Here is a 25,357-nt window from a genome sequence, read left to right as displayed (position 1 = left end):
CCCCAAAATCAAAAAAGGAGGTCAATCCCAATGACAAAACCGAAAACCCTCGACCAGCTCCGAGCCGAAAAGGAACGAGCTGAGACGCAGCTTGCACAGGAACAGCACAAGCTGGAGCGTCTGGAGAACAGAAAGAAGTATCTGGAGAAAGGCGAACGCACCAAGCGCACCCACCGCCTTTGCAATCTGGGCGGCACGATTGAGAGCCTTGCCCCAGAGGTCAAAGATCTCACACGCACCGAAATGACAGAGCTGATGGAACACATCTTTTCCCTGTCCGAAGTCCAGCGAGCCGTCCGTCACATGGCGATTACCCATATCAGTCAAGCGAACAGAGAAAAGGAGTTGAAAGCCGATGGCACTATTTCATCTGAGCGTCACGCAGACTAAGCGAAGCGCAGGACAGTCCGCTATTGCTTCTGCCGCCTACCGTGCCGGGGAGCGATTGTATAGCGAGTATTACGGCGAATACAGCGACTACACCCGCAAGGGCGGCGTGATCTGCTCCGACATTCTCCTGCCGTCCCATGCACCGCCAGAATACGCAGACCGCCAGACCCTATGGAACGCCGTGGAAAAAGCCGAGCGTGGAAAGAACGCCCAGCTTGCATACAGCTTTGACATTGCCTTGCAGAATGAATTTTCCCTTGAGGAAAACATCGCTCTTGCAAGGCAATTTTTGTTGGAGAACTTTGTGAGCCGTGGCATGGTGGTTGACTTCGCCGTACACCAGCCAGACCGGGAGGACGGCGGCATACCAAACCCGCATTTTCATGTGCTTTGCCCTATCCGCCCCATCGATCAGAACGGCAAATGGGGACTAAAGCAACGCCGGGTGTATGAGCTGGACGAGGACGGCAACCGTATCCGAGACCAGAACGGCGAGTTTGTTTTCAACGCCGTTCCCACTACCGACTGGGGCAGTCCCGAAACGCTGGAATACTGGCGGCAGACATGGGCGGAGCTATGCAACGCCAAGTTTGCGGAAAAGGAGCTTGACGTTCGTATCGACCACCGAAGCTATGAGCGTCAGGGCGTGGAGCTTCTTCCCACCGTCCACGAGGGCGCAACCGTCCGGGCAATGGAGAAGAAAGGCATACGCACCGAAAAGGGCGAGTTCAACCGCTGGATCAAGGCAACCAATGCCGTTATCCGGGACATCAAGAAGAAAATCGCTCTCCTGTTCGATTGGATTGCCGAAGCAAAAGCAGAGCTTGCCAAGCCGCAGGCCCCCGACCTTGTTTCTCTGCTGAACGCCTATTACACCCAGCGCAGAGCCGGGGCGTATTCGCAGAAAGGCAAGGTCAGCAATCTAAAGGAGATGAACGAGACTTTCAATTATCTCCGGGCAAACGGCATTTACTCCCTTGAAGATTTGGAAAGCCGTGTCAGCGAACACAGTGCTGCCACAGAGAGCTTGAAGAAAACGCTGGACGAACAGACCGCCCGAATGAAAGCAATTAAGCAGCTCTATGACAGCTCCGCTGCTTTCCAGAGCTTGAAGCCTGTCTATGACGGCTTGCAGAAAATCAAGTTTGAGAAGCCCAGAGCCAAGTACAAGGCAGAGCATGAAGCGGAACTGAAACAGTTCTACGCCGCCAGACGCAAGCTGACCGGAGAGTTCCCGGACGGCAAGGTGGATATGAAAAAGCTGACCGAAGAGTATGACGAGCTGGAACTGGCGCACAACACCACCTACGGCGAGTTTAAGACCGTCAGAGACGATTTACACCGTCTTTGGAAGGTCAAGTCGTGTGTAGATACTGCCGCCCGATTTAACGAGCGTACAGAGGAACAAATGCTCCAAAATCGACCCCAAACACGACACAAAAAGGAGGATATGACACGATGAAAAAATACGACTGGAAGAACGAGTACAACCCCATCCGCAGAACGGCAAAACGCCTTTTGAGCGGAGAAGCTTTGACCGATGGCAGACCGCTTTCCGACCTGATCGAGCTGGACGAACACACCCGGAAATGCCTTGCCTTTGAAGCCACCCTCACCGACCGCCAGAATGATATGTTGCAGGAGCTGGGCTATCTGCCTGTTATCATGAGACAGTACGGCGAGGAATGTGCGAACTGCCCCTACACGCTGGACGAGCGTGAGCATGGCATTTGCAGACGATGCGCTGTTTTCAAGAAGTAAGGAGGACGCCCATGCAGTACACCCAAGCGCAGATTGACCGGGCAAACGCCGTCAGTCTGGAAGATTTTCTCCGCACACAGGGAGAGACGCTTATCAAAAGCGGACGGGAATACCGCTGGAAAGAACATGACAGCCTGACCGTCCGGGGAAACAAGTGGTTTCGCCACAGCCAGAGCAAGGGCGGCTATCCCATTGATTTCGTCATGGAGTTTTACGGCAAGTCCTTTCCCGAAGCTGTCCAGATGTTGACAGGCGAAAACGGCGAGGGACAGACCGAAGCCACCACAGCACCGCCCACAGCGTTCCACTTGCCCTTGCACAACAGAACAGCCGACAGAGCAATTCAATATCTTTGCGAAAGCCGAGGTCTCAACAAAACGCTTGTTGAGACTTTTCTTCTTTCCGGGGATATTTACGAGGACGCAAAGCGGCACAATGTTGTGTTTGTCGGCAGAGACCGAAGCGGTACGCCGAGATACGCCCATGTGCGAGGAACGGCAGACCCATTCAGACAGGACATTGCCGGGGCTGACAAGTCCTATCCGTTCCGCTATGAGGGAAACGGCAATCAGCTCTTTGTCTTTGAAGCACCGATTGACCTGTTATCATTCATCTGCCTTTATCCGCAGGACTGGCAGAAAAGAAATTATCTTGCCCTGGGCGGCGTTTCGGGCAAGGCTCTTGACCGTTTTCTTTCTGAACGCAAGGACACCCAAAAAGTGTTCCTCTGCCTTGACAGCGACACCGCAGGAAGCGAAGCCTGTACCCGACTGGCACAGTCCATTCCCAGCGAGATCGCCGTCATTCGCCTTGTCCCGGCAAGGAAAGACTGGAACGATGTTCTCCGTCGGCAAAAGGACATTCCGAGCCACAAATTCATAGCCGAAACAATCACGCTGCGAGAGCTGCCCACCGCCCAGCCTGTTCCCATGCTCCGCATGGCAGATGTGGAGCTGACGAGCGTGGAATGGCTATGGTTTCCCTATATCCCCTTTGGAAAGCTGACCATCATACAGGGCAACCCCGGCGAGGGCAAGACCTACTTTGCCATGCGTCTTGCGGCGGCTTGCACCAACCGAAAGCCCTTACCCGGTATGGAGACACTTGAGCCTTTCAATATCATCTATCAGACCGCCGAGGACGGTCTGGGCGATACCGTTAAGCCCCGGCTGATGGAAGCTGACGCAGACCTTGAACGAGTGCTTGTTATTGACGATAGAGACACGCCGCTGACCCTTGCTGATGAGCGCATCGCAAGAGCAATCCGAGAGAACAACGCAAGGCTGGTTATCATTGACCCGATGCAGGCGTTTCTGGGCGCAGATGTGGACATGAACCGGGCAAATGAAGTCCGTCCCATCTTCCGTAGTCTGGGAGACATTGCACAGGCTACCGGATGCGCTATCGTGCTGATCGGACACCTGAACAAAGCCGCAGGAACGCAAAGCACCTATCGGGGATTAGGGTCTATCGACATTACGGCGGCAGTCCGCAGTCTGCTTTTTATCGGCAAGCTGAAGGACAGCCCCACAACGAGGGTGCTTATCCATGAGAAAAGCTCCCTTGCGCCGCCCGGACAGTCCCTTGCCTTTTCTCTGGGAGACGAGAAAGGCTTTGAATGGATAGGAGCTTATGACATTACCGCTGACGAGCTTCTTGCCGGGACAGACACCGCCAAGACCGAGAGCAAGACCGCACAAGCGCAAATGCTCATTCTGGAACTGCTGGCAGATGGAAAGCGTATGCCAAGTGCAGAGCTGGAAAAGACGGTCAATGAGCGTGGGATTTCCTCACGCACCATGAGAACGGCAAAGAGCCGTATCGGGGACAGGCTTGTGACCGAGAAAGACGGCACAGTATGGGTCTGCTATCTCCGAGACTGACAACAGGAACACGGCAAGCGTGGCAAAGACGGCAAGGTTTTTATAGATACCTTAATGTTGCCGCCTTGCCTTGTTCCCTCATACCGACATCGCCCGATGATGAACAGTCACCGGGCATTTTTCATTTACAGGAGGATTTTGAATGAACAATACCGCAACCAACACCGCCCCTTGCCCGACTGTCAGAAAGCAGATCGGAAAGACAACCTATATCGTCCGTGTGCATTTCAGCCAGACCGCAAAAGAGACGATGGAGGACAAAATCAAGCGTCTGCTCCGTGAGGAAGTCCGCAAAATGTAACTTCTTTTTGAATTTGATGAAAAAGTCCTTGACTTTTCGTCTCTGGCAAAACGGCTAAGTCGATTCTTATTTCCTGCGGTGCCAGATTAGCCCCATTTGACATTGCGGAGCTGCGTGACCTTATGGCTTACGATGAAATGGAACTGGATTTGCTGGGAGATCGCCGCACGGCCTTGTTCGTTATCATCTCCGACACGGACGATACGTTCAATTTCGTGGTGTCCATTATGTACACCCAGCTTTTCAATCTGCTTTGTGACCGTGCGGACGATCAATGCGGAGGTCAGCTAAAGTATCATGTACGGCTGCTGCTCGATGAGTTCGCAAACATCGGTCTGATCCCGAAGTTTGATAAGCTGATCGCCACCATCCGCAGCCGCGAGATTTCGGCATCCATCATCCTGCAATCGCAGAGCCAGTTGAAAACCATCTACAAGGATGCCGCAGAAACCATCATCGGCAACTGCGATACCATGCTATTCCTCGGCGGCAAGGAAAGTTCGACGCTCAAAGAAATTTCCGAAACGCTGGGAAAAGAAACAATCGACCTATATAACACATCCGACACACGCGGTCAAAGCCCATCCTTTGGTACAACCTACCAAAAGACCGGAAAGGAGCTTATGAGCCGGGACGAGCTTTCTGTCATGGATGGCAGTAAGTGCATCCTGCAGCTGCGCGGAGTCAGGCCATTCCTGAGCGACAAATTCGACATTACCAAGCATAAGCGGTACAAGGAGCTTTCGGACTTTGATAAGAAGAATGCTTTCGATGTAGAACGCTATCTGAAGCACGAACTCAGGCTACGGATGGATGAAGAATTTGATTGCTATGAAGTGGATTTGACCCCAGCAACCGAAGAAGCAACCGCATAAAAAATAGGAGGTGCTTATCCGAAACAAGTATGCTCGCCCGCCTGTCCGGGCAGACCCCATGGCAGGTGACTTGTCCGACTGATCTCTACATTTTGCGATTCCAAAAGACTGATTTTTTATGAAAATGAAAGGAGAAGCCAGAATTGCAGGAGCAGGAAGCACCGAAGATGTGCCAGCCTGTTTTTCTTTTGGAATCGTGCTTTTTCTTAATGCTGCAATCTGGCGAAAAACGACTATGGAATTCTTCAATCAGGCTATTACCGTTCTGCAGACTCTCGTTGTTGCCATCGGCGCGGGCCTTGGCGTTTGGGGCGTTGTGAACCTCATGGAAGGGTACGGAAACGATAACCCTGGCGCAAATGCTCATGTGCGGTAAAGTAACACACAAGAATTTAATAGACAACAGCCCCTCACTATTCCTAAAATTAAGGGAAAATAAATAGATTTCTTAAAATCTGTATGGTAGAATATGATTATGAACAAATCAACAAACAAGAATTGATATGGGAGGATAACAATATGTCAAGATTAGGTATGCTTTATGCACTGAACGAAGAAGATGTAAAAAAACTTCGCTCTGTGCCAGAAGAAGAACGATATGAATATATGTTGGAAGAAATAGAAGAAGCCTTAATCGGAAGTCCGCGCAGTTGTGAATTAGATAAAGCATGGGAGGGTATTCAGTATTGCTTAGGTGGTGGACAATGGAATGAAGATAATTGCATCCCGACTAATATTGTCTTTGGCGGAGAAGTTTTGGTAGAAACGGATGATGAAATTATTACATTGAAGAAAATAATAAAATTATAGGATTTGCATATTGCTATACACTTTTAAGACCTGATGGAAAAACAATGTTTTATTTACACTCAATAGGAATGTTACCTAACTATCAAGACAAAGGTTATGGTTCAAAATTATTATCTTTTATTAAGGAATATTCTAAAGAGATTGGTTGTTATGAAATGTTTTTAATAACTGATAAAGGTAATCCTAGAGCTTGCCATGTATATGAAAAATTAGGTGGTAAAAATGATTATAAAGATGAAATAGTATATGTATATGATTATGAAAAAGGTGATAAATAAATGAATATAGTTGAAAATGAAATATGTATAAGAACTTTAATAGATGATGATTTTCCTTTGATGTTAAAATGGTTAACTGATGAAAGAGTATTAGAATTTTATGGTGGTAGAGATAAAAAATATACATTAGAATCATTAAAAAAACATTATACAGAGCCTTGGGAAGATGAAGTTTTTAGAGTAATTATTGAATATAACAATGTTCCTATTGGATATGGACAAATATATAAAATGTATGATGAGTTATATACTGATTATCATTATCCAAAAACTGATGAGATAGTCTATGGTATGGATCAATTTATAGGAGAGCCAAATTATTGGAGTAAAGGAATTGGTACAAGATATATTAAATTGATTTTTGAATTTTTGAAAAAAGAAAGAAATGCTAATGCAGTTATTTTAGACCCTCATAAAAATAATCCAAGAGCAATAAGGGCATACCAAAAATCTGGTTTTAGAATTATTGAAGATTTGCCAGAACATGAATTACACGAGGGCAAAAAAGAAGATTGTTATTTAATGGAATATAGATATGATGATAATGCCACAAATGTTAAGGCAATGAAATATTTAATTGAGCATTACTTTGATAATTTCAAAGTAGATAGTATTGAAATAATCGGTAGTGGTTATGATAGTGTGGCATATTTAGTTAATAATGAATACATTTTTAAAACAAAATTTAGTACTAATAAGAAAAAAGGTTATGCAAAAGAAAAAGCAATATATAATTTTTTAAATACAAATTTAGAAACTAATGTAAAAATTCCTAATATTGAATATTCGTATATTAGTGATGAATTATCTATACTAGGTTATAAAGAAATTAAAGGAACTTTTTTAACACCAGAAATTTATTCTACTATGTCAGAAGAAGAACAAAATTTGTTAAAACGAGATATTGCCAGTTTTTTAAGACAAATGCACGGTTTAGATTATACAGATATTAGTGAATGTACTATTGATAATAAACAAAATGTATTAGAAGAGTATATATTGTTGCGTGAAACTATTTATAATGATTTAACTGATATAGAAAAAGATTATATAGAAAGTTTTATGGAAAGACTAAATGCAACAACAGTTTTTGAGGGTAAAAAGTGTTTATGCCATAATGATTTTAGTTGTAATCATCTATTGTTAGATGGCAATAATAGATTAACTGGAATAATTGATTTTGGAGATTCTGGAATTATAGATGAATATTGTGATTTTATATACTTACTTGAAGATAGTGAAGAAGAAATAGGAACAAATTTTGGAGAAGATATATTAAGAATGTATGGAAATATAGATATTGAGAAAGCAAAAGAATATCAAGATATAGTTGAAGAATATTATCCTATTGAAACTATTGTTTATGGAATTAAAAATATTAAACAGGAATTTATCGAAAATGGTAGAAAAGAAATTTATAAAAGGACTTATAAAGATTGATTATATAATATATGAAAAGCTATTATAAAAGACATTAGTATTAAATAGTTTAAAAAAAAATCATCAAGATGTCAGAGATATTGTTGAATATCTTCATCAGAATAAATTGCAAGAAATAATACAAAAGAACTTTTGGAATATTGATGATGAAAATTTTATGTATAAAAACGATGATGGATTAGAACACACTTTAGGTTGGAGCGAAGAAATTCTTGCTTTTTACGAAAACGCACTGAAAGAAAATTGCCAAGTGATTTTTACTGTTGACTTTTAAGCAAATTTCAGTTTATCGAGCAGATAGCAAATCCAGCCGAGCCAGTCAACGGCAAGCAAGTGGGCTTCGCCCACCGTTGACAGCCTCGCCCGTTTTTGCTGATAAGCAGCCAAGAGGACGATAGCCCAAAGTGCTACCGCCCTCTTTTATTATTTACAACTGAATAACCGTCGCCACGCAGCGGCACATGAAGCAGTAAATCCGAAAAAGATTTGCTGCTTTTTTGTTGTCCGTTTGGCAAATTTCAAAATGTTCTGTATTAGGGAATGAAGCCGGAAAAAGCCGCTGATTTTTTCATACAGCGGGCAAAACGCAGCCAGCCCAACGCTCTATGTGTGAAAAAAAGCTGGTTGCGATTTCCCGAAAAAGTGGCAGTAGGAAGTGAGCGGCAGTCCGGCAGTTTCTTAGAGCAAGATTCTACCGCAGTACCAAAATTCGCTTATCGCTCATTTTGCCCCTGCGGGAATCTTGTTGGGGAGTGCCTTCCCCAAACCCTGCTTATGCGGCTTACGCCGCTGGAAAATCCCTCAAAATAATTTTTCGGATTTTTCAAAAACAGTTCCGCTTTACACCCTGTTTTTCTCCTATTAGTGAGAGGACACCACGCACAGCCGAAGGAGGTTTTACCATGCGAAAACGATATAACACGCCGCACCGCAGCCGGGTAGTCAAGACACGCATGACCGAGGAAGAATACGCCGAGTTTGCGGAAAGGCTTTCTGCTTACAACATGAGCCAAGCCGAGTTTATCCGGCAAGCCATAACCGGGGCAGCCATACGCCCCATCATAACCGTTTCCCCCGTCAATGACGAGTTGCTTGCCGCTGTCGGGAAGCTGACCGCCGAATACGGCAGGATCGGCGGCAACTTAAACCAGATAGCCCGGACGCTGAACGAGTGGCACAGCCCCTACCCGCAGCTTGCCGGGGAGGTACGGGCGGCGGTTTCCGACCTTGCTGCCCTAAAGTTTGAAGTCTTGCAGAAAGTGGGTGACGCTGTTGGCAACATTCAAACATATCAGCTCTAAAAATGCGGACTATGGCGCAGCGGAAGCCTATCTCACATTTGAGCATGACGAGTTTACCATGAAGCCCACCCTTGATGAAAACGGGCGGCTGATACCGAGGGAGGATTACCGCATTTCTTCCCTCAACTGTGGGGGCGAGGATTTCGCTGTTGCCTGTATGCGGGCTAATCTCCGCTATGAGAAAAACCAAAAACGGGAAGATGTGAAAAGCCACCACTATATCATCAGCTTTGACCCACGGGACGGGACAGACAACGGCTTGACCGTAGACCGGGCGCAGGAGCTGGGCGAGCAGTTCTGTAAAGAGCATTTCCCCGGACACCAAGCCTTAGTCTGCACCCACCCGGACGGGCATAACCACAGCGGCAATATCCATGTGCATATCGTCATCAACTCCCTGCGGATTTATGAAGTCCCGCTTCTGCCCTACATGGACAGACCAGCCGACACACGGGAGGGCTGCAAGCACCGCTGCACCAACGCCGCTATGGAATATTTCAAGAGTGAAGTCATGGAGATGTGCCACCGGGAGGGGCTTTACCAAATCGACCTCCTAAGCGGCAGCAAGGAACGGATAACCGAACGGGAATACTGGGCGGCAAAGAAAGGACAGCTTGCCCTTGATAAAGAGAACGCTGTCAGAGAAGCCGCAGGACAGCCGACCAAGCCCACCAAGTTTGAAACGGACAAGGCGAAGCTGCGCCGGACGATACGGCAGGCACTTTCCCAAGCTGGCAGCTTTGACGAATTTTCTTCCCTTTTGCTGCGGGAGGGTGTGACCGTCAAGGAGAGCCGGGGGCGGCTTTCCTACCTCACGCCGGACAGGACAAAGCCTATCACAGCCCGGAAGCTGGGGGACGATTTTGACAAGGCTGCTGTCCTTGTCCTGCTTACGCAGAACGCCCACAGAGCCGCCGAACAGAGCAAAGCCATACTCGAATACCCTGCCGCGGTTAAAAAGCTGTCACAAGGGGAAAAAACCACAAAAACCACCCCGGCAGACAACACCTTGCAGCGCATGGTTGACCGGGAAGCCAAGCGAGCCGAGGGCAAGGGCGTGGGCTATGACCGCTGGGCGGCAAAGCACAACCTAAAGCAAATGGCAGCTACCGTTACCGCCTATCAGCAGTACGGCTTTTCTTCCCCGGAGGAACTGGACGAAGCCTGTTCTGCCGCCTATACCGCCATGCGGGAAAGCCTTACAGAGCTGAAGCAGATGGAAAAGACGCTGAACGGGAAAAAGGAGCTGCAACGGCAGGTGCTTGCCTATTCCAAGACCCGCCCTGTCCGGGACGGGCTGAAACAGCAGAAAAACGCCAAAGCAAAAGCAGCCTACCGTCAGAAGTACGAAAGCGACTTTATCATAGCAGACGCAGCCGCCCGCTATTTCAGGGAAAACGGCATTTCCAAGCTGCCGAGCTATAAAGCCCTGCAAGCAGAGATTGAAACCCTTATCCAAGAGAAAAACAGCGGCTACAACGATTACCGGGCAAAACGGGAGGAATACCGCCGCTTACAGACTGTCAAGGGCAATATCGACCAGATTTTACACCGGGAGCGCAAGCCTGTGAAAAGGCAGGAACAGGAACGATAAAAACCGCCCCAAAATGTACCCGAACCTATACAGAACAAGGGGGCTGCCCCGTACCCTATCCGCAAATACCAAAGGATTTTTTAACGGGCTTATAGGGCAGAAAAAACCCGAAAATGATACCGAGATGATACAGAATTACCGCCGATACCGCCACACCAGCGGAAACGGCAGAAAGGAGCGCACCCATGCCAAGAATGAGCAAGAAACGGCGGCTGGAATGGTCTTTTTTCCTGCGGCAAGTGAAAGTCGGGAATTCCACCTGCGATCGTATCACATACAATGACCTCTGCCGGGGCTGTACCCATAGCTGCAAGCAGAGCTTCCGGGCGGTTATCATACTCTGCCCCCACTACTACTCCAAACGCCGGAAAAAGGAGGACAGGGACAATGGCAGATAACCGCAAGTATTACTACCTCAAGCTGAAAGAGAACTTTTTTGACAGCGACTCCATTGTGCTGCTGGAAGATATGAAAGACGGGATTTTATACTCCAATATCCTCTTGAAGCTGTACTTAAAATCGCTGAAAAACGGCGGGAAATTGCAGCTTGACGAGCATATCCCCTACACAGCGCAGATGATAGCGACACTGACCCGCCACCAGATAGGGACGGTTGAGAGGGCTTTAGAGATTTTCCGGCAGTTGGGGCTTGTGGAGCAGCTTGACAGCGGGGCTTTCTATATGACCGACATTGAGCTGATGATAGGACAGTCCTCTACCGAAGCCGAGCGGAAACGGGCTGCAAGACTGGAAAACAAGGCACTTTTACCGCCCCGGACAAAAGGCGGACATTTGTCCGACATTCGTCCACCAGAGATAGAGATAGAGTTAGAGAAAGAGATAGAGATAGAAAAAGAGAGAGAGGGAGAAACGGGACACCCCGCCCCCGCCGCTTATGGCAGATACAACAATGTGATACTGACCGATACAGAGCTTTCCGGGCTAAAAACAGAGTTGCCCGACAAGTGGGAGTATTATATTGACCGGCTTTCCTGCCATATCGCTTCCACCGGGAAACAGTACCACAGCCATGCAGCCACCATTTACAAGTGGGCGCAGGAGGACGCTGCCAAAGGCAAGGCTGCCCCGAAACAGGGCATACCCGATTATTCATGCAAGGAGGGCGAGAGCTTATGAAAAACGGAATTGAAGCTATGATTACGGACATTACAGCCACTACCGCCGAAGCGGAGGACTACACAGGCGAGGACGGGCTTTTATACTGCGGTAAGTGCCATACGCCCAAAGAAGCCTATTTTGCAGAGGGAAAGACTTGTTTCGGGCGTGACCGCCACCCGGCAGAGTGCGACTGCCAGCGGGCAGCCCGTGAAAAGCAGCAAGCCGCCGAAAGCCGACAGAAGCACCTTGAAAAAGTGGAGGACTTGAAACGCCGGGGCTTTACCGACCCTGCTATGCGGAACTGGACATTTGAGCATGACAACGGCAGAAACCCGCAGACCGAAACCGCCCGCTTTTATGTGGAGAGCTGGGAAACCATGCAGGCTGAAAATATCGGCTACCTGTTTTGGGGCGGCGTGGGGACGGGAAAAAGCTACCTTGCCGCCTGTATCGCCAACGCCCTTATGGAAAAAGAGGTTGCCGTCTGCATGACAAACTTTGCAACGATACTGGGTGACCTTGCCGCCAGCTTTGAGGGCAGGAACGAATATATTTCCCGCCTTTGCAGCTACCCTCTGCTGATACTTGATGATTTCGGTATGGAGCGAGGAACAGAATACGGGCTGGAACAGGTTTACAGCGTGATTGACAGCCGTTACCGAAGCGGCAAGCCGCTGATCGCCACGACCAACCTCACGCTGGAGGAATTGCAGCACCCGCAGGACACGCCCCACGCCCGTATCTATGACAGGCTGACTTCCATGTGCGCCCCCGTCCGCTTCACGGGCAGCAACTTCCGAAAGGAAACCGCACAGGAAAAGCTGGAACGCTTAAAGCAACTGATGAAGCAGCGAAAGGAGAGCCTATGACAGAAACGAAACAGACAAGCACCACCAAAACAGACCGCCGCCCGGACTGTGTGACGGAAATCCGCATGGGCAACTCCGTCCTTACCGTTTCCGGCTTCTTCAAGCAGGGCGCAACCGACACCGCAGCCGACAAGATGATGAAAGTGCTGGAAGCGGAAGCTGCTACACAAAAAACGGCGATTTGACCGACCATAAAGAAGCAGATTTGACGCTTTTGCCGCTATACAGACAGCCGCCCCATGTGGTACAATCAAGGTACGGAATAGTGGGGCTGGCTGTCGGAAACGGAGGATTTTATGTTAAGACAGACCAACCAACAACCAATTACCGCCCTTTACCCAAGACTATCCCATGAGGACGAGCTGCAAGGCGAAAGCAATTCCATTTCCAATCAGAAGCGTATCCTTGAAACCTATGCAAAGCAGAACGGCTTTTCCAATCTGCGCTGGTACACGGACGACGGTTATTCTGGTGCGAACTTTCAAAGACCCGGTTTTCAAGCCATGCTTGCGGACATTGAAGCCGGAAAAGTCGGGACAGTTATCGTAAAGGATATGTCGAGGTTAGGGCGAAACTACCTGCAAGTGGGAATGTACACGGAAATGATTTTCCCACAGAAAGGTGTCCGCTTCATCGCTATCAATGACGGAGTGGACAGCGCACAGGGCGACAATGACTTTGCCCCGCTGCGGAATATCTTTAACGAATGGCTGGTGAGAGATACGAGCAAGAAAATCAAAGCAGTAAAACGCTCAAAAGGCATGAATGGCAAGCCCATCACAAGCAAGCCTGTGTATGGCTACCTCATGGACGAGGATGAAAATTTCATTATTGACGAGGAAGCTGCACCCGTAGTCAAGCAGATATACAACCTCTGTCTTGCCGGGAATGGTCCGACCAAGATAGCCCGTATGCTCACAGAGCAGCAAATCCCCACGCCGGGAACGCTTGAATACCGCAGGACGGGCAGCACCCGCCGCTACCACCCCGGCTATGAGTGCAAGTGGGCGACCAATACCGTAGTGCATATCCTTGAAAACCGGGAATACACAGGCTGTCTGGTAAATTTCAAGACAGAAAAACTTTCTTACAAAGTCAAGCACAGTGTAGAAAATCCCCCGGAAAAGCAAGTGATTTTCGAGAACCACCACGAGCCTATCATAGACACCCAAACATGGGAACGGGTGCAGGAGCTTCGCAAACAGCGCAAACGCCCAAACCGCTATGATGAAGTGGGTTTGTTCTCCGGCATACTGTTCTGTGCGGACTGCGGCAGCGTGATGTATCAGCAGCGATACCAGACGGACAAGCGCAAGCAGGACTGTTATATCTGCGGCAACTACAAGAAACGCACCCATGACTGTACGGCGCACTTTATCCGCACCGACCTCTTGACCGCTGGTGTACTCTCCAATCTGCGGAAAGTGACCAGCTATGCGGCAAAGCATGAAGCCCGGTTTATGAAACTCTTGATTGAGCAGAACGAGGACGGGGGCAAACGCAGGAACGCCGCCAAGAAAAAGGAACTGGAAGCCTCCGAGAAACGCATAGCCGAGTTATCCGCTATCTTCAAGCGGCTGTATGAGGACAGCGTGACCGGGCGCATATCAGACGAGCGTTTCACAGAGCTGTCGGCAGACTATGAAGCAGAGCAACGGGAGCTGAAAGAAAGAGCCGCTGCTATTCAAGCGGAGCTTTCCAAAGCACAGGAAGCCACCGTGAACGCAGAAAAGTTTATGAATGTTGTCCGGCGGCATACCAGCTTTGAAGAACTTACCCCTACTCTGCTGCGGGAGTTTGTAGAGAAAATCGTTGTGCATGAGTGCAGCTATGACGAGAACAAGACCCGCAGACAGGACATTGAGATTTATTATTCTTTTGTTGGCAAGGTGGACTTGCCCGAATAACCGCCCGACCTATCCGACACAATGCGCAAGTGCCGGATAGGAACGGCAAAATTTTTTACACTTCTATTACTTCTTTATCGCACATCAGTAAAGTCGCAGGGCATGAAGCAGCTGATGTCCGGCGGCGGTGTCATTCTCATCGGCACCCAGCTGATCCCGCTGCTCTCTGGTCTGTTCGGTTAATCAACAAGCGATAGGAGGAAAACCCGCCATTGTTCGATAATATTTTCGCAGCAATCGAAAAATGGATGAGGGAACTTCTTTCCGGCATGGTGGAGTCCAACCTGAGTACGATGTTCACAGCGGTCAACCAACAGACCAGTGAAATCGCTGCTCAGGTCGGGCAGACACCGCAAGGGTGGAACAGCAGCATTTTCAGCATGATCCGTAACATTTCGGATTCGGTGGTGATTCCCATTGCAGGAATCATCATTACGCTGATCCTCTGCTATGAGCTGATCTCGATGCTGACGGAACGGAACAATCTGCACGATGTGGACACCTGGATGTTCTTCAAGTATTTCGTGAAGATGTGGATCGCAGTCTATCTCGTCAGTCATACGTTCGATATTGCAATGGCGGTATTTGACATTGGACAGTCGGTGGTAAATTCTTCCTCCGGCATTATCCGTGGCAATACCGCCATTGATATTAGTTCTCTTTCCATGCAGATGCAGGCGGCAATGGCAACAATGGCGATTGGCGAACTGGTGACGCTGGCATTGGAAACCCTTGTTGTAAGCTGGTGTCTGAAAATTCTGTCGGTGGTTATCACGGTAATTATGTACGGCAGAATGATAGAAATATACCTCTACACTTCGCTTGCTCCGATTCCGTTTGCAACCATGAGTAACCGTGAATGGGGCCATGTGGGTACAAACTACTTCCGAGGGCTGTTCGCGCTGGCATTCCAAGCGTTCCTGATGATGGTCTGCGTGGCAATCTATGCAGCCCTTATCGGCAGCATCCGGGTATCTTCGGATATTCACTCGGCATTGTTCGGCACAATGGCCTACACGGTGATTCTTTGTTTCTCGCTGCTCAAAACGGGAAGTCTGTCCAAACAGATCTTCGGCAGTCACTAAATCCGGGAAAATCCAATGAAAGGAAAAGACAGCAGGCAACGCCGTTTCCCGGCGGCGGTCTGGCTGTTCTGGTAATCAATGGCCTATGTAACGATACCCAAAGACCTTTCCAAAGTGAAAAACAAGGTCTTTCTGAACCTGACGAAACGCCAGCTTGTGTGCATGGGGTTCGCGGCGGGCATCGGCGTTCCGTTCTATTTTCTTATGCGTGATACGCTGGGAACCAGCAATGCAGCGGCAGGCATGGTGCTTCTGATGCTGCCGGAGTTTTTCTTTGCTCTGTACGAGAAAAACGGGATGCACCTTGAAACCATCCTGACGAATTTCATCAGCGTCCGCTTCAAACGTCCTGCGGTACGCCGCTACGAGATTGAAAATCTGTATGACAGAGAACTGGAAACCGCAGCACCGATCCAGAAGAAAGGAGGCATCCTTGGTAAAAAGTGAACCGAAGAAGAAACCGCAGCCGGGCGGCTTCTTCCAAAAGTTCTTTCGTAAACCCGAAAGGGACGAAAAGGAACAACGGTTGACCGTGCAGCGTTCCATTCCATATCTGGAAATGGGGCGCGACGGTATCTGCCGGGTGGAGGAACATCTGTACTCCAAAACTGTCCGATTCTACGACATTAACTACCAGCTGGCACAGAACGAGGATAAGAACACCATCTTTGAAAGCTGGTGCGACTTCCTCAACTACTTCGATGCCAGCATCCGCTTTCAGCTTTCGTTCATCAACCATAAGAGTGACATGAGCGAGTACAACAAGGTCATACAGATCGAGCCGCAACACGACCAGTTCGATGATGTGCGTATGGAATATGCGCAGATGCTGAAACAGCAGCTTGCCAAGGGCAATAACGGTCTGGTTCGGACGAAGTACATCACGTTCAGTATCGAAGCAAAGAGTGTCCGGGAAGCAAAGCCCCGGCTGGAGCGTATCGAAACCGATATTCTCAACAATTTCAAGGTGCTGGGTGTGAAAGCCTACCCGCTGAACGGCGTGGAACGGCTGCAGATCATGTACGAAACCTTTCATCAGGAGGAACAGCACAAGTTCGATTTCAGTTATGACCGCATCCTGCAGAGCGGTATGACCACAAAGGACTTCATTGCCCCGACCAGTTTCCTGTTCAAGAGCGGCAAGGACTTTATGATGGGTGACACCTATGGTGCTGCATCCTATCTGAACATCCTTGCCCCGGAACTGACGGATAAGGTGCTGGCCGAATTTCTGGACATGGACAAAAATCTGGTGGTCAGCATTCATGTGCAGTCGGTAGATCAGCTGAAAGCCATCAAACTGATCAAAGGCAAAATTACCGACCTGGACCGTATGAAAATCGAGGAGCAGAAGAAAGCTGTGAGGTCTGGTTATGATATGGAAATTATTCCGAGCGACCTTGCGACTTATGGCGGCGAGGCCAAGAAGATTCTGGATGATCTGCAGAGCCGTAATGAGCGTATGTTCCTTGTTACGGTGCTTTTCCTCAATACGGCCAAGACCAAGCAGGAGTTGGATAGTGCTGTGTTTCAGACTGCTGGCATCGCTCAGAAGTTCAACTGCACTCTGAACCGTCTGGATTATTTGCAGGAACAGGGCCTTATGAGCAGCCTGCCGCTGGCAAATAATCTCGTTCCCATCAAGCGCGCACTGACCACCACTTCTACTGCCATCTTCGTTCCCTTCACCACGCAGGAGCTTTTTATGGAGGGCGATTCTCTCTATTATGGTCTGAACGCAGTGTCTAACAACATGATTATGGCAGACCGGAAGCAGCTGAAAAACCCGAATGGTCTGATCCTCGGCACACCGGGAAGCGGCAAGTCATTTAGTGCAAAGCGTGAAATCACCAACGTGTTCTTCACCACAACGGACGATATTATCGTTGCAGACCCGGAAGGCGAGTATTATCCGCTGGTGGAAGCATTGGGCGGTCAGGTTATCCATATTTCGTCCACCAGTAAGGACTACATCAACCCGATGGACATCAACCTGAACTATGCGGACGATGATAACCCGCTGGGCATGAAATCGGACTTTATTCTTTCCCTGTGCGAACTGATTATGGGCGCACGGGATGGCATGGAGCCGGAAGAAAAGTCGGTCATAGACCGCTGCCTGCCGCTGGTCTATCAGAAGTATCTGAACGATCCGAAGCCGGAGAATATGCCGACGCTCGGTGATCTGTACGACTGCCTGCGGGAGCAGAAGGAACGGCAGGCGCAGCGTATCGCCACGGCACTGGAAATCTACGTCAATGGTTCGCTGCGTGTGTTCAACCATCAGACGAATGTGGAACTGGATAACCGCATTATCTGTTTCGATATCAAAGAGTTGGGCAAACAGCTGAAAAAACTGGGTATGCTCATTGTTCAGGATCAGGTCTGGAACCGTGTCACCATCAACCGCAACAGCAAAAAGAACACCCGGTACTATATAGACGAGTTCCACCTCCTGCTGAAAGAGGAACAGACCGCAGCATACAGCGTCGAGATCTGGAAGCGGTTCCGAAAATGGGGCGGCGTACCCACAGGCATCACCCAGAACATCAAGGATTTGCTCGCCAGCCGTGAAATCGAGAACATCTTTGAGAACAGCGATTTCATCTATATGCTTAACCAGGCATCCGGCGATCGGCAAATCCTTGCCAAGCAGCTGAATATCTCGCCGTTCCAGCTTTCCTATGTTACGAACAGCAACGAGGGCGAGGGGCTGCTGTTCTACGGCAATACGATTATCCCGTTCAAGGATAAGTTTGATACTTCGCTGAAACTGTACAGCCTGATGACAACGAAGCCTAATGAGATGGGAAAATACAAGGAGAAAAAAGAAGCATGAACACATCGAATATTTTTGACCGACTGAGCCGCAAGATTCATCATCACTCTGACATGGAGCCGCACGAAAGCGATTCCGGCCCGCCTTTCGATGAGGTGGAGCCGCTCAACTTCCACGATGAAGAATCGGTGGTGCATACGGTGCTGGAAGATTTCTATGCCGTTGGCACACTGGCCGATGAACTGACTGACGGCTTTCACATGGAAGCTCACGGTTATCTTGACCGTGAGGAAGTGAACGCCCGTCTGATTGCCTTTGCCCGGAAGCTGGAGCAGGTGCTTGATAAGTGGGAAACCCACGCAGCCTTGATCGCATGACGGCTCCAGCCGGAAGGAGGTGATTTCCATAGCAGACAAAAAGTTTCGGGGCAGAGATAAAATCGTCCAGAAAATGACCAAGGATGGTCTGGTGGATGAAAACCTCCGCACCGGGGAACAGAAGTCCGCAACCGCAGAAGAAAAGCTTGAGAAAGAAGATTCGGCAAAAGAAACTGCGGAAAAGGAAGCAGACGAAGCACCTGTCATGGACGAAGAAATCTGTATGGATGCCGGGGACGGGGAGGAGGATGCACCCCGGCATCACAGCACCGCCAAGCAGAGCGCAGACTATTACAAAGCCCATCAGGAGGATGGGAAGCCGAAGGATGCGCCTGCGGAAGCGGATGCAGAGCCGCAGACCAAGAAAGGCCGACTTTCTTTTGAGGATGAAAAAGGCGGCATTGTCCGTGGCATGGGGATGGGCGTTAAGAAGGTGGCCAAGAAAGGAGTGGATACCGCCACCGGGTTCGCCCATCAGAAAGTACATCAGGTAGAAAAGGACAATTCCGGCGTGGAAGCTGCTCACAAGTCGGAAGAAGCCGCCGAACGCCTGCACCACTTTGTCAAAGGTAGAAAAAAGCCCAAAGACAAATCTGCCAGGGCAAAGAAAAGAGGTGGCGAGGATCAGAAGGCCAGCCGTCTGAAATTCTCCGAGAGTGAGGGCGGCACGGCAGAAAATGCAGCAGAACCGTCGCTGAAAAAGAAACAGCCCCAGCCACCGCCGACTGCCGCAGGAGGTGAAGCAAAGACAGTCGGCGCGAAGTTTTACCAGAAAAAGCAGTATAAGGATGCCTATGCAGCCGCCAAGCGCGGCCAGAAAGCCGGAACTGCCGCCAGCAAGCAGGCAGCTGCGGCAACAAACACCATTACGGAGAAAGCGAAAGCGGCGGTGCAGGAGATCGTCGTGCAGAATAAAACCCTGTGGGTCAGTATTGGTGTTGGCATCCTTCTGGTGATGGTCATGCTGGGAGCCTTTTCAAGCTGTGGTGCAGCGATTCAGGGAACGGGCAGTACCTTTGTGGGAACGACTTACCCCAGCAAGGATGCCGACATGAAAGGTGCGGAAGAAGATTATCTGGAACTGGAAAAGGAACTGGATAAGCAGATTCGGCAGATGGAATCCACCCATCCGGGCTATGATGAATACCGCTATCAGCTTGACGAGATCGGCCATGACCCATATCAGCTTATTTCCCATCTGACTGCGGTTTATGAGCAGTTCACCAGAGGACAGGTCAAGCCTGTTATCAAGGAACTGTTCAAGCAGCAGTACCTCCTGAAAGTGTGGGAAACCATTGAGATTCGCACACGCATGGAAACCAGAGTAGGGGTTCGGCCAACGATTGACGCTTTTGGAAACATCAGCATGGAAACCTATACTTATCAGGAAGAAGTGGAGTACGAGTATAAAATCCTCAATGTCCTGCTGAAAAATAAGGGCTTCGATACCATCGCGCGGAAGAACATGAATCGGAAGCAGACCGGGCGGTACGATGCCTATAACCTGACCTATGGCAATCGCCCCGAACTATTCGGCGCAGGCTCCCCGACATACAGCGGCGGTACAACAGGCAGCATCGGTACAGGCAGCGGTGCTGGTGGCTCCGGCGGTGGTTTCAAGTATGATATTCCATCGGAAGCCCTTTCGGATGAAAAGTTCGCAAGGATGATTGAGGAAGCCGAAAAGTATCTTGGTATGCCGTATGTGTGGGGCGGAAGTTCCCCAAGCACCAGTTTTGATTGCTCCGGCTTCGTCTGCTGGGTCATCAATAACAGCGGCAATGGGTGGAGCGTCGGGCGTACAACAGCCAACGGTCTGCGCGGAAAGTGCAGTTATGTTTCTCCTGCGGATGCACAGCCTGGTGACTTGATCTTCTTTGAGAAAACCTATAACACCGTTGGCGCGTCGCACGTTGGAATCTACGTCGGCAATGGGATGATGATCCACTGCGGCGACCCCATTTCCTACACCAGCATTAACTCGACCTACTGGCAGAGCCACTTTTTAGGCTTTGGCCGCATCAACTGAAAGGAGGGCCGATGGGCAAAAAATTACAGAAATATCTTGATGAAGCCGAAAAGACGGAACAGCAGATCGCGGAACTGGAAGAACGGCTGAGAACCATCCGGGCAGCACAGAAAAAGGAAGAGGACAGCGAGATCATTCGTGCCATCCGCAGCACCAAGATGGGCGGGCGCGAACTGCTGGCTCTGCTGGACAACATTCAGGCGGGCAACGTGACGTTCCTGACCGCTGTAAACAACGCTTCGGAGGAAGCAGAAACGGAGAAAGCGATTGAAAAAGATGCTTAAACGGCTGGGAGTTGTTATCCCCAGCACAATTCTGACCCTGCTGATGGCGGTGGGCTTTTCGACTCCGGCCTTTGCCTTTGTGGACACCACTGAGGTGACGGAGGAACCGACACAGGTGATTGAGGAGGCAGAGCCGACGGAGGAAGAAAAGATTCCGTTCACCATCGCAGGCAACGGCGAGGTGGAGGACAACATCGTAGATGACCCCAGCAAGGAGTTCTTCACGGTCAAGACCAAGGGCGGCAACACATTCTTTCTGGTGATTGACCGGGCGCGGAACAGCGAAAACGTCTATATGCTCTCGATGATCGACGAGTACGATTTGCAGGAGTTTCTGGACGATGAAGAGCGGAACGGCAAGCAGGAAGAAGAAACGCCTGCGGTAGTTCTGCCCGAAACCAAACCCGAACCTACCCCGGATGTGGAAATCGAAGAACCGAAAGAGGAATCGAACGGCGGCATGAATAAGATTCTGCTGCTGGTATTCGTGGCTGCGCTGGGCGGTGCAGGTGCTTTCTTCTACTTCTACATTTATAAGCCGAAGCCGAAAGAGGAAACCCCGACGAGCGAGAACATGGAAACCGACCAGAGCCTTGCAACCGTGAACGAGGACAGCCAGCAGGAGTAAAACCGTAACATAAGGATGCAGGGGTAGTCGAAAGGCTATCCCTGCTTTTTTCAAAAAAGGAGAAAACGTTGAAATATCTGGTGATTGCAGAAAAACCGAGCGTATCGAAATCCATTGCAAAAGTGATCGGTGCATATCGGCAGGAGGACGGGTATCTGGAGGGTGGGGATTGTGTGGTAAGCTGGTGTCTGGGGCATCTGGCAGAGTATGCAGCCCCGGAACATTACGATGAACGCTATGAGAACTGGCGCTTTGAAGATTTGCCGATTCTCCCTGCCGAGTGGAAACTGCTGGTGCATAGCACCAAGAAGCCGCAATTCAATGTCCTGCGCAAATTGCTCCGCAGCAAGAAATTTGATTATGTGGTGAACGCCTGCGACGCCGGGCGCGAGGGAGAAGCAATTTTCCGTCGTGTGTATGCCCTTGCCGGAAGTAAACTCCCCATCAAGCGACTGTGGATCAGCAGCATGGAGGATGCCGCCATCCAGCAGGGCTTTGAAAACCTGAAAGATGGCGTGGCCTACGATAATCTGTTTGCAGCGTCCGAGTGCAGGGCAAAAGCGGACTGGCTGATTGGCATGAACGGAACCCGTGCTTTTACGAAAAAGTACGGCAGAAAGCAGACCATTGGCCGGGTACAGACCCCGACGCTGGCGATGCTGACCGAACGGCAGGCAAAAATCCAGAACTTCGTAAAAGAACCCTATTATAAAGTGGAACTGTCCGGCGCGGGTGTCGTGGCGGTATCGGAACAGATGGCGCAGGAGCAGGATGCCGATACCGTGCAGGCCGCTTGCGATGGTCAGTGCGCGGTGGTTGGCAGCATTGAGCGCAAGAAGGTGGAGAAGAAGCCCCCGAAGCCGTATGACCTGACGACCTTGCAGCGAGAAGCAAACCGATACTACGGCCTGACCGCCAGCCAGACCTTGCAGGCGTTGCAGGAATTATACGAGGAAAAGCTGGTGACATACCCCAGAACGGACAGCCAGTTTGTGACCGAGGATATGAGAACGACAGTGGAATCTCTGGTGCTGGCCTTGGATGGCACGGCGGCAGACGTAAGCTGTGTTATCAACAACAGCAAGGTTACAGACCACCACGCAATCCTGCCGACGATGCAGGGCGCAAGGTGTGATAAGGAAAAGCTGTCCGAAACCAAACAGAAGGTACTTTCCCTTGTCGCATGGAAGTTGGTGCAGGCTGTACAGCCGCCGTTCATCTACGAAGATGTTCTGGTGATGGTATGCTGCCAGGGTAGGAACTTCACGGCAAAATATAAGGATGTTCTGCAGCCCGGATACACGGCAAAGCCTGTTCCGTTTGTGGAGCCGGAAAAGGACAAGGACGTACCGTTTCCGAAAAAGATGGAGCAGGGAATGGTTCTTCCTGTGGTACGGGCAGAGAAAAAGCAGGGCTTTACTTCGCCACCGAAAGTCTACACGGAAGATACCCTGCTGTCCGCAATGGAAACGGCAGGCAACAAAGAATTTGAAAAGGACACGGAAAAGAAAGGTCTGGGAACCCCTGCAACGCGCGCCGCAATTCTGGAAAAGCTGGTATCTTCCGGCTATGTTGAGCGCAAGGGCAAGCAGATGATTCCCACGGAGGACGGTGTGGCTGCGATCCGCAACATCCCGGACTACCTGAAATCTGCCAGCATGACAGCCGAGTGGGAAAATGACCTGCTGCGGATGGAGCGCGGCGAAATCAAGCCCCACGATTTTATGCAGGGCATCCACGGACTGCTCAATAAGATGCTGGCTGACCTCCGCCAGATTCCTACTGTGGCGGCGGCTCCCTATTATAATAAGGTAGGCGTGGGAAGCTGCCCGGTCTGCGGCAACCCTGTACATGAAAGTAAACTCAGCTTTTGTTGTGCAGACCGCAGCTGCAAATTTGCCCTCTGGAAAGAAAGCAGATACTTGTCCAACATGAGAAAGACGCTGGACAAGAAGATGGCGGTAGACCTTTTGAAGAATGGGCGCACCCATGTAAAAGACTTTTATTCCGTGAAAAAAGATAAGATGTTTGCTGCCGACCTTGTGATGCGCGTCGAAGATGGCCGCGCACAGTACAGCCTGGAATTTCCCAAAGCACCGATGAAAACGAAAACGTAAAGGAGGTTTGACCCTTGCCACAGATTAACGATATTCGAGAATTGGCGCAGCAGAACGCCCGGTATGTCAGTAACTCGCCACAGGACTGGATGAGTTATCTGGATGTGGCGGCGCGGCTGTACCGCTATTCGTTCACCGATGCACTCCTGATCCACGCGCAGCGGCCCGATGCAACCGCCTGCGCAGAACTGGAACTCTGGAATCAGAAAATGAGCCGCTGGGTCAACCGTGGCGCAAAAGGCATTGCGCTTCTGGATGATACCGGACCGCGTACCAAGCTGCGGTATGTGTTCGATATTGCTGACACCCATCTGGTGCGCGGCGGAAAAACACCGCTCTTATGGAATCTGGACAGCCATGAGCATGAGCAGGCTATCTTAGACCATCTGGCAGATACCTATGGTTTATCCCAGACAGACAGCATGAACGCTGCTCTGCTGGAACTGGCACAGCAGCTGACCGCCGACAATCTGGATGAAGCGATGGACGGTCTGGCCTATGAGGTGAAAGACACTTTTCTGGAAGAACTGGACGAAGATAACATCCGTGTCCGCTTCCGGGGACTGATGACCAACAGTATCTTCTATACGCTTTCCCGCCGTTGTGGGCAGGAGCCTATGGATGTACTGGACGATGATGACTTTATCCGTATTGTGGATTTCAACAAGCTGCCTGTGCTGTCGTTCCTTGGCAATGCCGTTTCGGAGCAGTGCGAAGCGGTTCTTTTTGACATTGGCCGTGAGATGCGGAAAATTTACAAAAAAGAAATCACGCAGCAGCTTGAAAAATCCGTTGATAGCTTGTATAATACCAATACAGACTTTAGCGCATTAAAGCGCGAAACTGAAGAAACCACGACCAAAGGAGGACAAGAAAATGGAGTTGACGTATTACCGCAAGGGAGATTATCTGTTCCCGAATCTGGCCGTGCAGGACGAGCCGCAGATCATCGGGAAGTACGGGATGCTGCGCAGGACGTACCTGAAAGAGAATCGCAAGAACTGGTATCAGAGTATGCTGATGAGCGGCAAACTGAACCAGCATCTGGCGCAGATCGAGGAAGCAGCGGAGAGCCGGGTGGAAACCCTGCTGAACAGCCTGAACGAGAAGTTCCCGGCACCGAGCAAGGAGCGGGACCCGCTGGCATGGGCGGCGCACCAGAACAACCTGACGGCGATGGCAGAGGAAATCGTCTTGAAGGAATTGGTGTACAATTAACCGAAACGACAACAGAACAGGATTTGAGCGAAGCAGAGGAAGAAATTGCCTCTGCTTTTTCTTTGCCTGATCTTCCCACCGTGGAACAGCAGATCCGCGCCATTGAAGCACCGATCCAGGCGCGGTATGCGGATGAAATCGCACTGGACCCCGAAGTGGTCGATGAAATCCTGCGCACGGGCAGCAACCGCAGCAAGGGCCAGATGCGCCTGATCTACAATTTTATGGTCGAGAAAACCCCGGAAGAATACACGGAGTTCGTGAAAAACGAATACGGCATGGGTGGCAAAGGCTTTGAAATTGACGGTGCAA

At 49.9% G+C, this 25,357-nt stretch carries 25 protein-coding genes and 4 pseudogenes; all 29 read left to right on the top strand.

All coding sequences use genetic code 11. The annotated features are described in order from the left end of the window. Positions 1-30: 30 nt before the first annotated feature. A complete protein-coding gene (locus tag OGM81_02710; GenBank protein UYJ44070.1) occupies positions 31-390 on the top strand; it encodes a DUF3847 domain-containing protein in 360 nt (119 codons plus the stop codon). Beyond that, entirely contained in the window at positions 356-1,852 is a 1,497-nt protein-coding gene (locus OGM81_02705; protein UYJ44069.1) for a MobA/MobL family protein, read from the top strand. The genes OGM81_02710 and OGM81_02705 overlap by 35 nt, the downstream gene beginning before the upstream one ends. Then, the gene (locus tag OGM81_02700) at positions 1,849-2,151 is read left to right on the top strand and encodes a hypothetical protein (GenBank protein UYJ44068.1); all 303 of its coding nucleotides are present in this window, start codon (positions 1,849-1,851) and stop codon (positions 2,149-2,151) included. The genes OGM81_02705 and OGM81_02700 overlap by 4 nt, the downstream gene beginning before the upstream one ends. An 11-nt stretch (positions 2,152-2,162) precedes the next feature. Further along, positions 2,163-4,034, top strand: coding sequence for an AAA family ATPase (locus OGM81_02695; GenBank protein ID UYJ44067.1), 1,872 nt, complete (start codon positions 2,163-2,165; stop codon positions 4,032-4,034). A gap of 142 nt (positions 4,035-4,176) precedes the next feature. Then, on the top strand, positions 4,177-4,335 hold the full coding sequence (locus tag OGM81_02690; GenBank protein UYJ44066.1) for a transposon-encoded TnpW family protein: 159 nt from the start codon (positions 4,177-4,179) through the stop codon (positions 4,333-4,335). A 41-nt stretch (positions 4,336-4,376) separates the two neighbouring features. Continuing rightward, positions 4,377-5,210 (top strand): annotated as a pseudogene (locus OGM81_02685) (TraG/TraD/VirD4 family protein). Positions 5,211-5,445: 235 nt separating this feature from the next. Continuing rightward, positions 5,446-5,574: pseudogene (locus OGM81_02680) on the top strand (Maff2 family protein). Between the two features lie 170 nt (positions 5,575-5,744). Further along, entirely contained in the window at positions 5,745-6,020 is a 276-nt protein-coding gene (locus OGM81_02675) for a YfbM family protein (GenBank protein UYJ44956.1), read from the top strand. After that, a pseudogene (locus tag OGM81_02670) lies at positions 5,999-6,298 on the top strand (GNAT family N-acetyltransferase). Before OGM81_02675 ends, OGM81_02670 begins: the two are co-directional and overlap by 22 nt. Then, positions 6,299-7,738 (top strand): aminoglycoside O-phosphotransferase APH(2'')-Ia, encoded by a 1,440-nt coding sequence (gene aph(2'')-Ia, locus OGM81_02665; GenBank protein ID UYJ44065.1) that lies wholly within the window; start codon positions 6,299-6,301, stop codon positions 7,736-7,738. A 70-nt stretch (positions 7,739-7,808) separates the two neighbouring features. Then, positions 7,809-8,012, top strand: a pseudogene (locus OGM81_02660) (YfbM family protein). Between the two features lie 266 nt (positions 8,013-8,278). After that, positions 8,279-8,548, top strand: a complete 270-nt coding sequence (locus OGM81_02655) for a hypothetical protein (protein UYJ44064.1) — start codon at positions 8,279-8,281, stop codon at positions 8,546-8,548. Between the two features lie 92 nt (positions 8,549-8,640). Further along, positions 8,641-9,039 (top strand): plasmid mobilization relaxosome protein MobC, encoded by a 399-nt coding sequence (mobC, locus tag OGM81_02650; protein UYJ44063.1) that lies wholly within the window; start codon positions 8,641-8,643, stop codon positions 9,037-9,039. Next, positions 9,011-10,633, top strand: coding sequence for a relaxase/mobilization nuclease domain-containing protein (locus OGM81_02645; GenBank protein UYJ44062.1), 1,623 nt, complete (start codon positions 9,011-9,013; stop codon positions 10,631-10,633). The genes mobC and OGM81_02645 overlap by 29 nt, the downstream gene beginning before the upstream one ends. A gap of 185 nt (positions 10,634-10,818) precedes the next feature. Beyond that, on the top strand, positions 10,819-11,031 hold the full coding sequence (locus OGM81_02640; protein ID UYJ44061.1) for a hypothetical protein: 213 nt from the start codon (positions 10,819-10,821) through the stop codon (positions 11,029-11,031). Beyond that, positions 11,021-11,770 carry a phage replisome organizer N-terminal domain-containing protein gene (locus OGM81_02635; protein ID UYJ44060.1) on the top strand — a complete coding sequence of 250 codons (750 nt, stop codon included), beginning with the start codon at positions 11,021-11,023 and terminating at the stop codon, positions 11,768-11,770. Before OGM81_02640 ends, OGM81_02635 begins: the two co-directional genes overlap by 11 nt. Continuing rightward, complete coding sequence (locus OGM81_02630; GenBank protein UYJ44059.1) at positions 11,767-12,621, top strand: ATP-binding protein; 855 nt, start codon at positions 11,767-11,769, stop codon at positions 12,619-12,621. Before OGM81_02635 ends, OGM81_02630 begins: the two co-directional genes overlap by 4 nt. Continuing rightward, positions 12,618-12,806 (top strand): transposon-encoded TnpW family protein, encoded by a 189-nt coding sequence (locus OGM81_02625; protein ID UYJ44058.1) that lies wholly within the window; start codon positions 12,618-12,620, stop codon positions 12,804-12,806. Before OGM81_02630 ends, OGM81_02625 begins: the two co-directional genes overlap by 4 nt. A 111-nt stretch (positions 12,807-12,917) precedes the next feature. After that, positions 12,918-14,528, top strand: coding sequence for a recombinase family protein (locus OGM81_02620; GenBank protein ID UYJ44057.1), 1,611 nt, complete (start codon positions 12,918-12,920; stop codon positions 14,526-14,528). Positions 14,529-14,549: 21 nt separating this feature from the next. Then, positions 14,550-14,711: a Maff2 family protein gene (locus OGM81_02615; protein UYJ44056.1), complete on the top strand. Its 162-nt coding sequence runs from the start codon at positions 14,550-14,552 to the stop codon at positions 14,709-14,711. Between the two features lie 29 nt (positions 14,712-14,740). After that, complete coding sequence (locus OGM81_02610; protein UYJ44055.1) at positions 14,741-15,613, top strand: CD0415/CD1112 family protein; 873 nt, start codon at positions 14,741-14,743, stop codon at positions 15,611-15,613. Between the two features lie 78 nt (positions 15,614-15,691). Beyond that, positions 15,692-16,060, top strand: coding sequence for a PrgI family protein (locus OGM81_02605; protein UYJ44054.1), 369 nt, complete (start codon positions 15,692-15,694; stop codon positions 16,058-16,060). Continuing rightward, complete coding sequence (locus OGM81_02600; protein ID UYJ44053.1) at positions 15,996-18,452, top strand: ATP-binding protein; 2,457 nt, start codon at positions 15,996-15,998, stop codon at positions 18,450-18,452. The genes OGM81_02605 and OGM81_02600 overlap by 65 nt, the downstream gene beginning before the upstream one ends. Beyond that, positions 18,449-18,769 (top strand): hypothetical protein, encoded by a 321-nt coding sequence (locus OGM81_02595; GenBank protein UYJ44052.1) that lies wholly within the window; start codon positions 18,449-18,451, stop codon positions 18,767-18,769. Before OGM81_02600 ends, OGM81_02595 begins: the two co-directional genes overlap by 4 nt. A gap of 91 nt (positions 18,770-18,860) precedes the next feature. Continuing rightward, the gene (locus OGM81_02590; protein UYJ44051.1) at positions 18,861-20,798 is read left to right on the top strand and encodes an NlpC/P60 family protein; all 1,938 of its coding nucleotides are present in this window, start codon (positions 18,861-18,863) and stop codon (positions 20,796-20,798) included. A gap of 11 nt (positions 20,799-20,809) precedes the next feature. Continuing rightward, positions 20,810-21,082, top strand: a complete 273-nt coding sequence (locus tag OGM81_02585; protein ID UYJ44050.1) for a DUF4315 family protein — start codon at positions 20,810-20,812, stop codon at positions 21,080-21,082. Further along, on the top strand, positions 21,075-21,710 hold the full coding sequence (locus OGM81_02580) for a DUF4366 domain-containing protein (GenBank protein UYJ44955.1): 636 nt from the start codon (positions 21,075-21,077) through the stop codon (positions 21,708-21,710). The genes OGM81_02585 and OGM81_02580 overlap by 8 nt, the downstream gene beginning before the upstream one ends. A gap of 68 nt (positions 21,711-21,778) precedes the next feature. Further along, positions 21,779-23,827: a DNA topoisomerase gene (locus OGM81_02575; GenBank protein ID UYJ44049.1), complete on the top strand. Its 2,049-nt coding sequence runs from the start codon at positions 21,779-21,781 to the stop codon at positions 23,825-23,827. Between the two features lie 876 nt (positions 23,828-24,703). After that, positions 24,704-25,045 (top strand): TnpV protein, encoded by a 342-nt coding sequence (locus OGM81_02570; protein ID UYJ44048.1) that lies wholly within the window; start codon positions 24,704-24,706, stop codon positions 25,043-25,045. The last annotated feature ends 312 nt before the right edge of the window (positions 25,046-25,357 follow it).

It is taken from the genome of Oscillospiraceae bacterium (assembly GCA_025758045.1).
In the GTDB taxonomy this organism is placed as follows: Bacteria; Bacillota; Clostridia; order Oscillospirales; family Ruminococcaceae; genus Gemmiger.
Note: the sequence above shows the minus strand (reverse complement) of the source record. Positions and strands in the feature narration are given on the sequence as shown.

Coding starts and splice junctions, on each gene's coding strand:
- OGM81_02710 (UYJ44070.1), top strand. CDS start 31: ATGACAAAACCGAAAACCCTCGACCAGCTCCGAGCCGAAAAGGAACGA.
- OGM81_02705 (UYJ44069.1), top strand. CDS start 356: ATGGCACTATTTCATCTGAGCGTCACGCAGACTAAGCGAAGCGCAGGA.
- OGM81_02700 (UYJ44068.1), top strand. CDS start 1,849: ATGAAAAAATACGACTGGAAGAACGAGTACAACCCCATCCGCAGAACG.
- OGM81_02695 (UYJ44067.1), top strand. CDS start 2,163: ATGCAGTACACCCAAGCGCAGATTGACCGGGCAAACGCCGTCAGTCTG.
- OGM81_02690 (UYJ44066.1), top strand. CDS start 4,177: ATGAACAATACCGCAACCAACACCGCCCCTTGCCCGACTGTCAGAAAG.
- OGM81_02675 (UYJ44956.1), top strand. CDS start 5,745: ATGCTTTATGCACTGAACGAAGAAGATGTAAAAAAACTTCGCTCTGTG.
- OGM81_02655 (UYJ44064.1), top strand. CDS start 8,279: ATGAAGCCGGAAAAAGCCGCTGATTTTTTCATACAGCGGGCAAAACGC.
- mobC (UYJ44063.1), top strand. CDS start 8,641: ATGCGAAAACGATATAACACGCCGCACCGCAGCCGGGTAGTCAAGACA.
- OGM81_02640 (UYJ44061.1), top strand. CDS start 10,819: ATGCCAAGAATGAGCAAGAAACGGCGGCTGGAATGGTCTTTTTTCCTG.
- OGM81_02635 (UYJ44060.1), top strand. CDS start 11,021: ATGGCAGATAACCGCAAGTATTACTACCTCAAGCTGAAAGAGAACTTT.
- OGM81_02630 (UYJ44059.1), top strand. CDS start 11,767: ATGAAAAACGGAATTGAAGCTATGATTACGGACATTACAGCCACTACC.
- OGM81_02625 (UYJ44058.1), top strand. CDS start 12,618: ATGACAGAAACGAAACAGACAAGCACCACCAAAACAGACCGCCGCCCG.
- OGM81_02620 (UYJ44057.1), top strand. CDS start 12,918: ATGTTAAGACAGACCAACCAACAACCAATTACCGCCCTTTACCCAAGA.
- OGM81_02615 (UYJ44056.1), top strand. CDS start 14,550: ATGCGCAAGTGCCGGATAGGAACGGCAAAATTTTTTACACTTCTATTA.
- OGM81_02605 (UYJ44054.1), top strand. CDS start 15,692: ATGGCCTATGTAACGATACCCAAAGACCTTTCCAAAGTGAAAAACAAG.
- OGM81_02600 (UYJ44053.1), top strand. CDS start 15,996: ATGACAGAGAACTGGAAACCGCAGCACCGATCCAGAAGAAAGGAGGCA.
- OGM81_02595 (UYJ44052.1), top strand. CDS start 18,449: ATGAACACATCGAATATTTTTGACCGACTGAGCCGCAAGATTCATCAT.
- OGM81_02585 (UYJ44050.1), top strand. CDS start 20,810: ATGGGCAAAAAATTACAGAAATATCTTGATGAAGCCGAAAAGACGGAA.
- OGM81_02580 (UYJ44955.1), top strand. CDS start 21,075: ATGCTTAAACGGCTGGGAGTTGTTATCCCCAGCACAATTCTGACCCTG.
- OGM81_02570 (UYJ44048.1), top strand. CDS start 24,704: ATGGAGTTGACGTATTACCGCAAGGGAGATTATCTGTTCCCGAATCTG.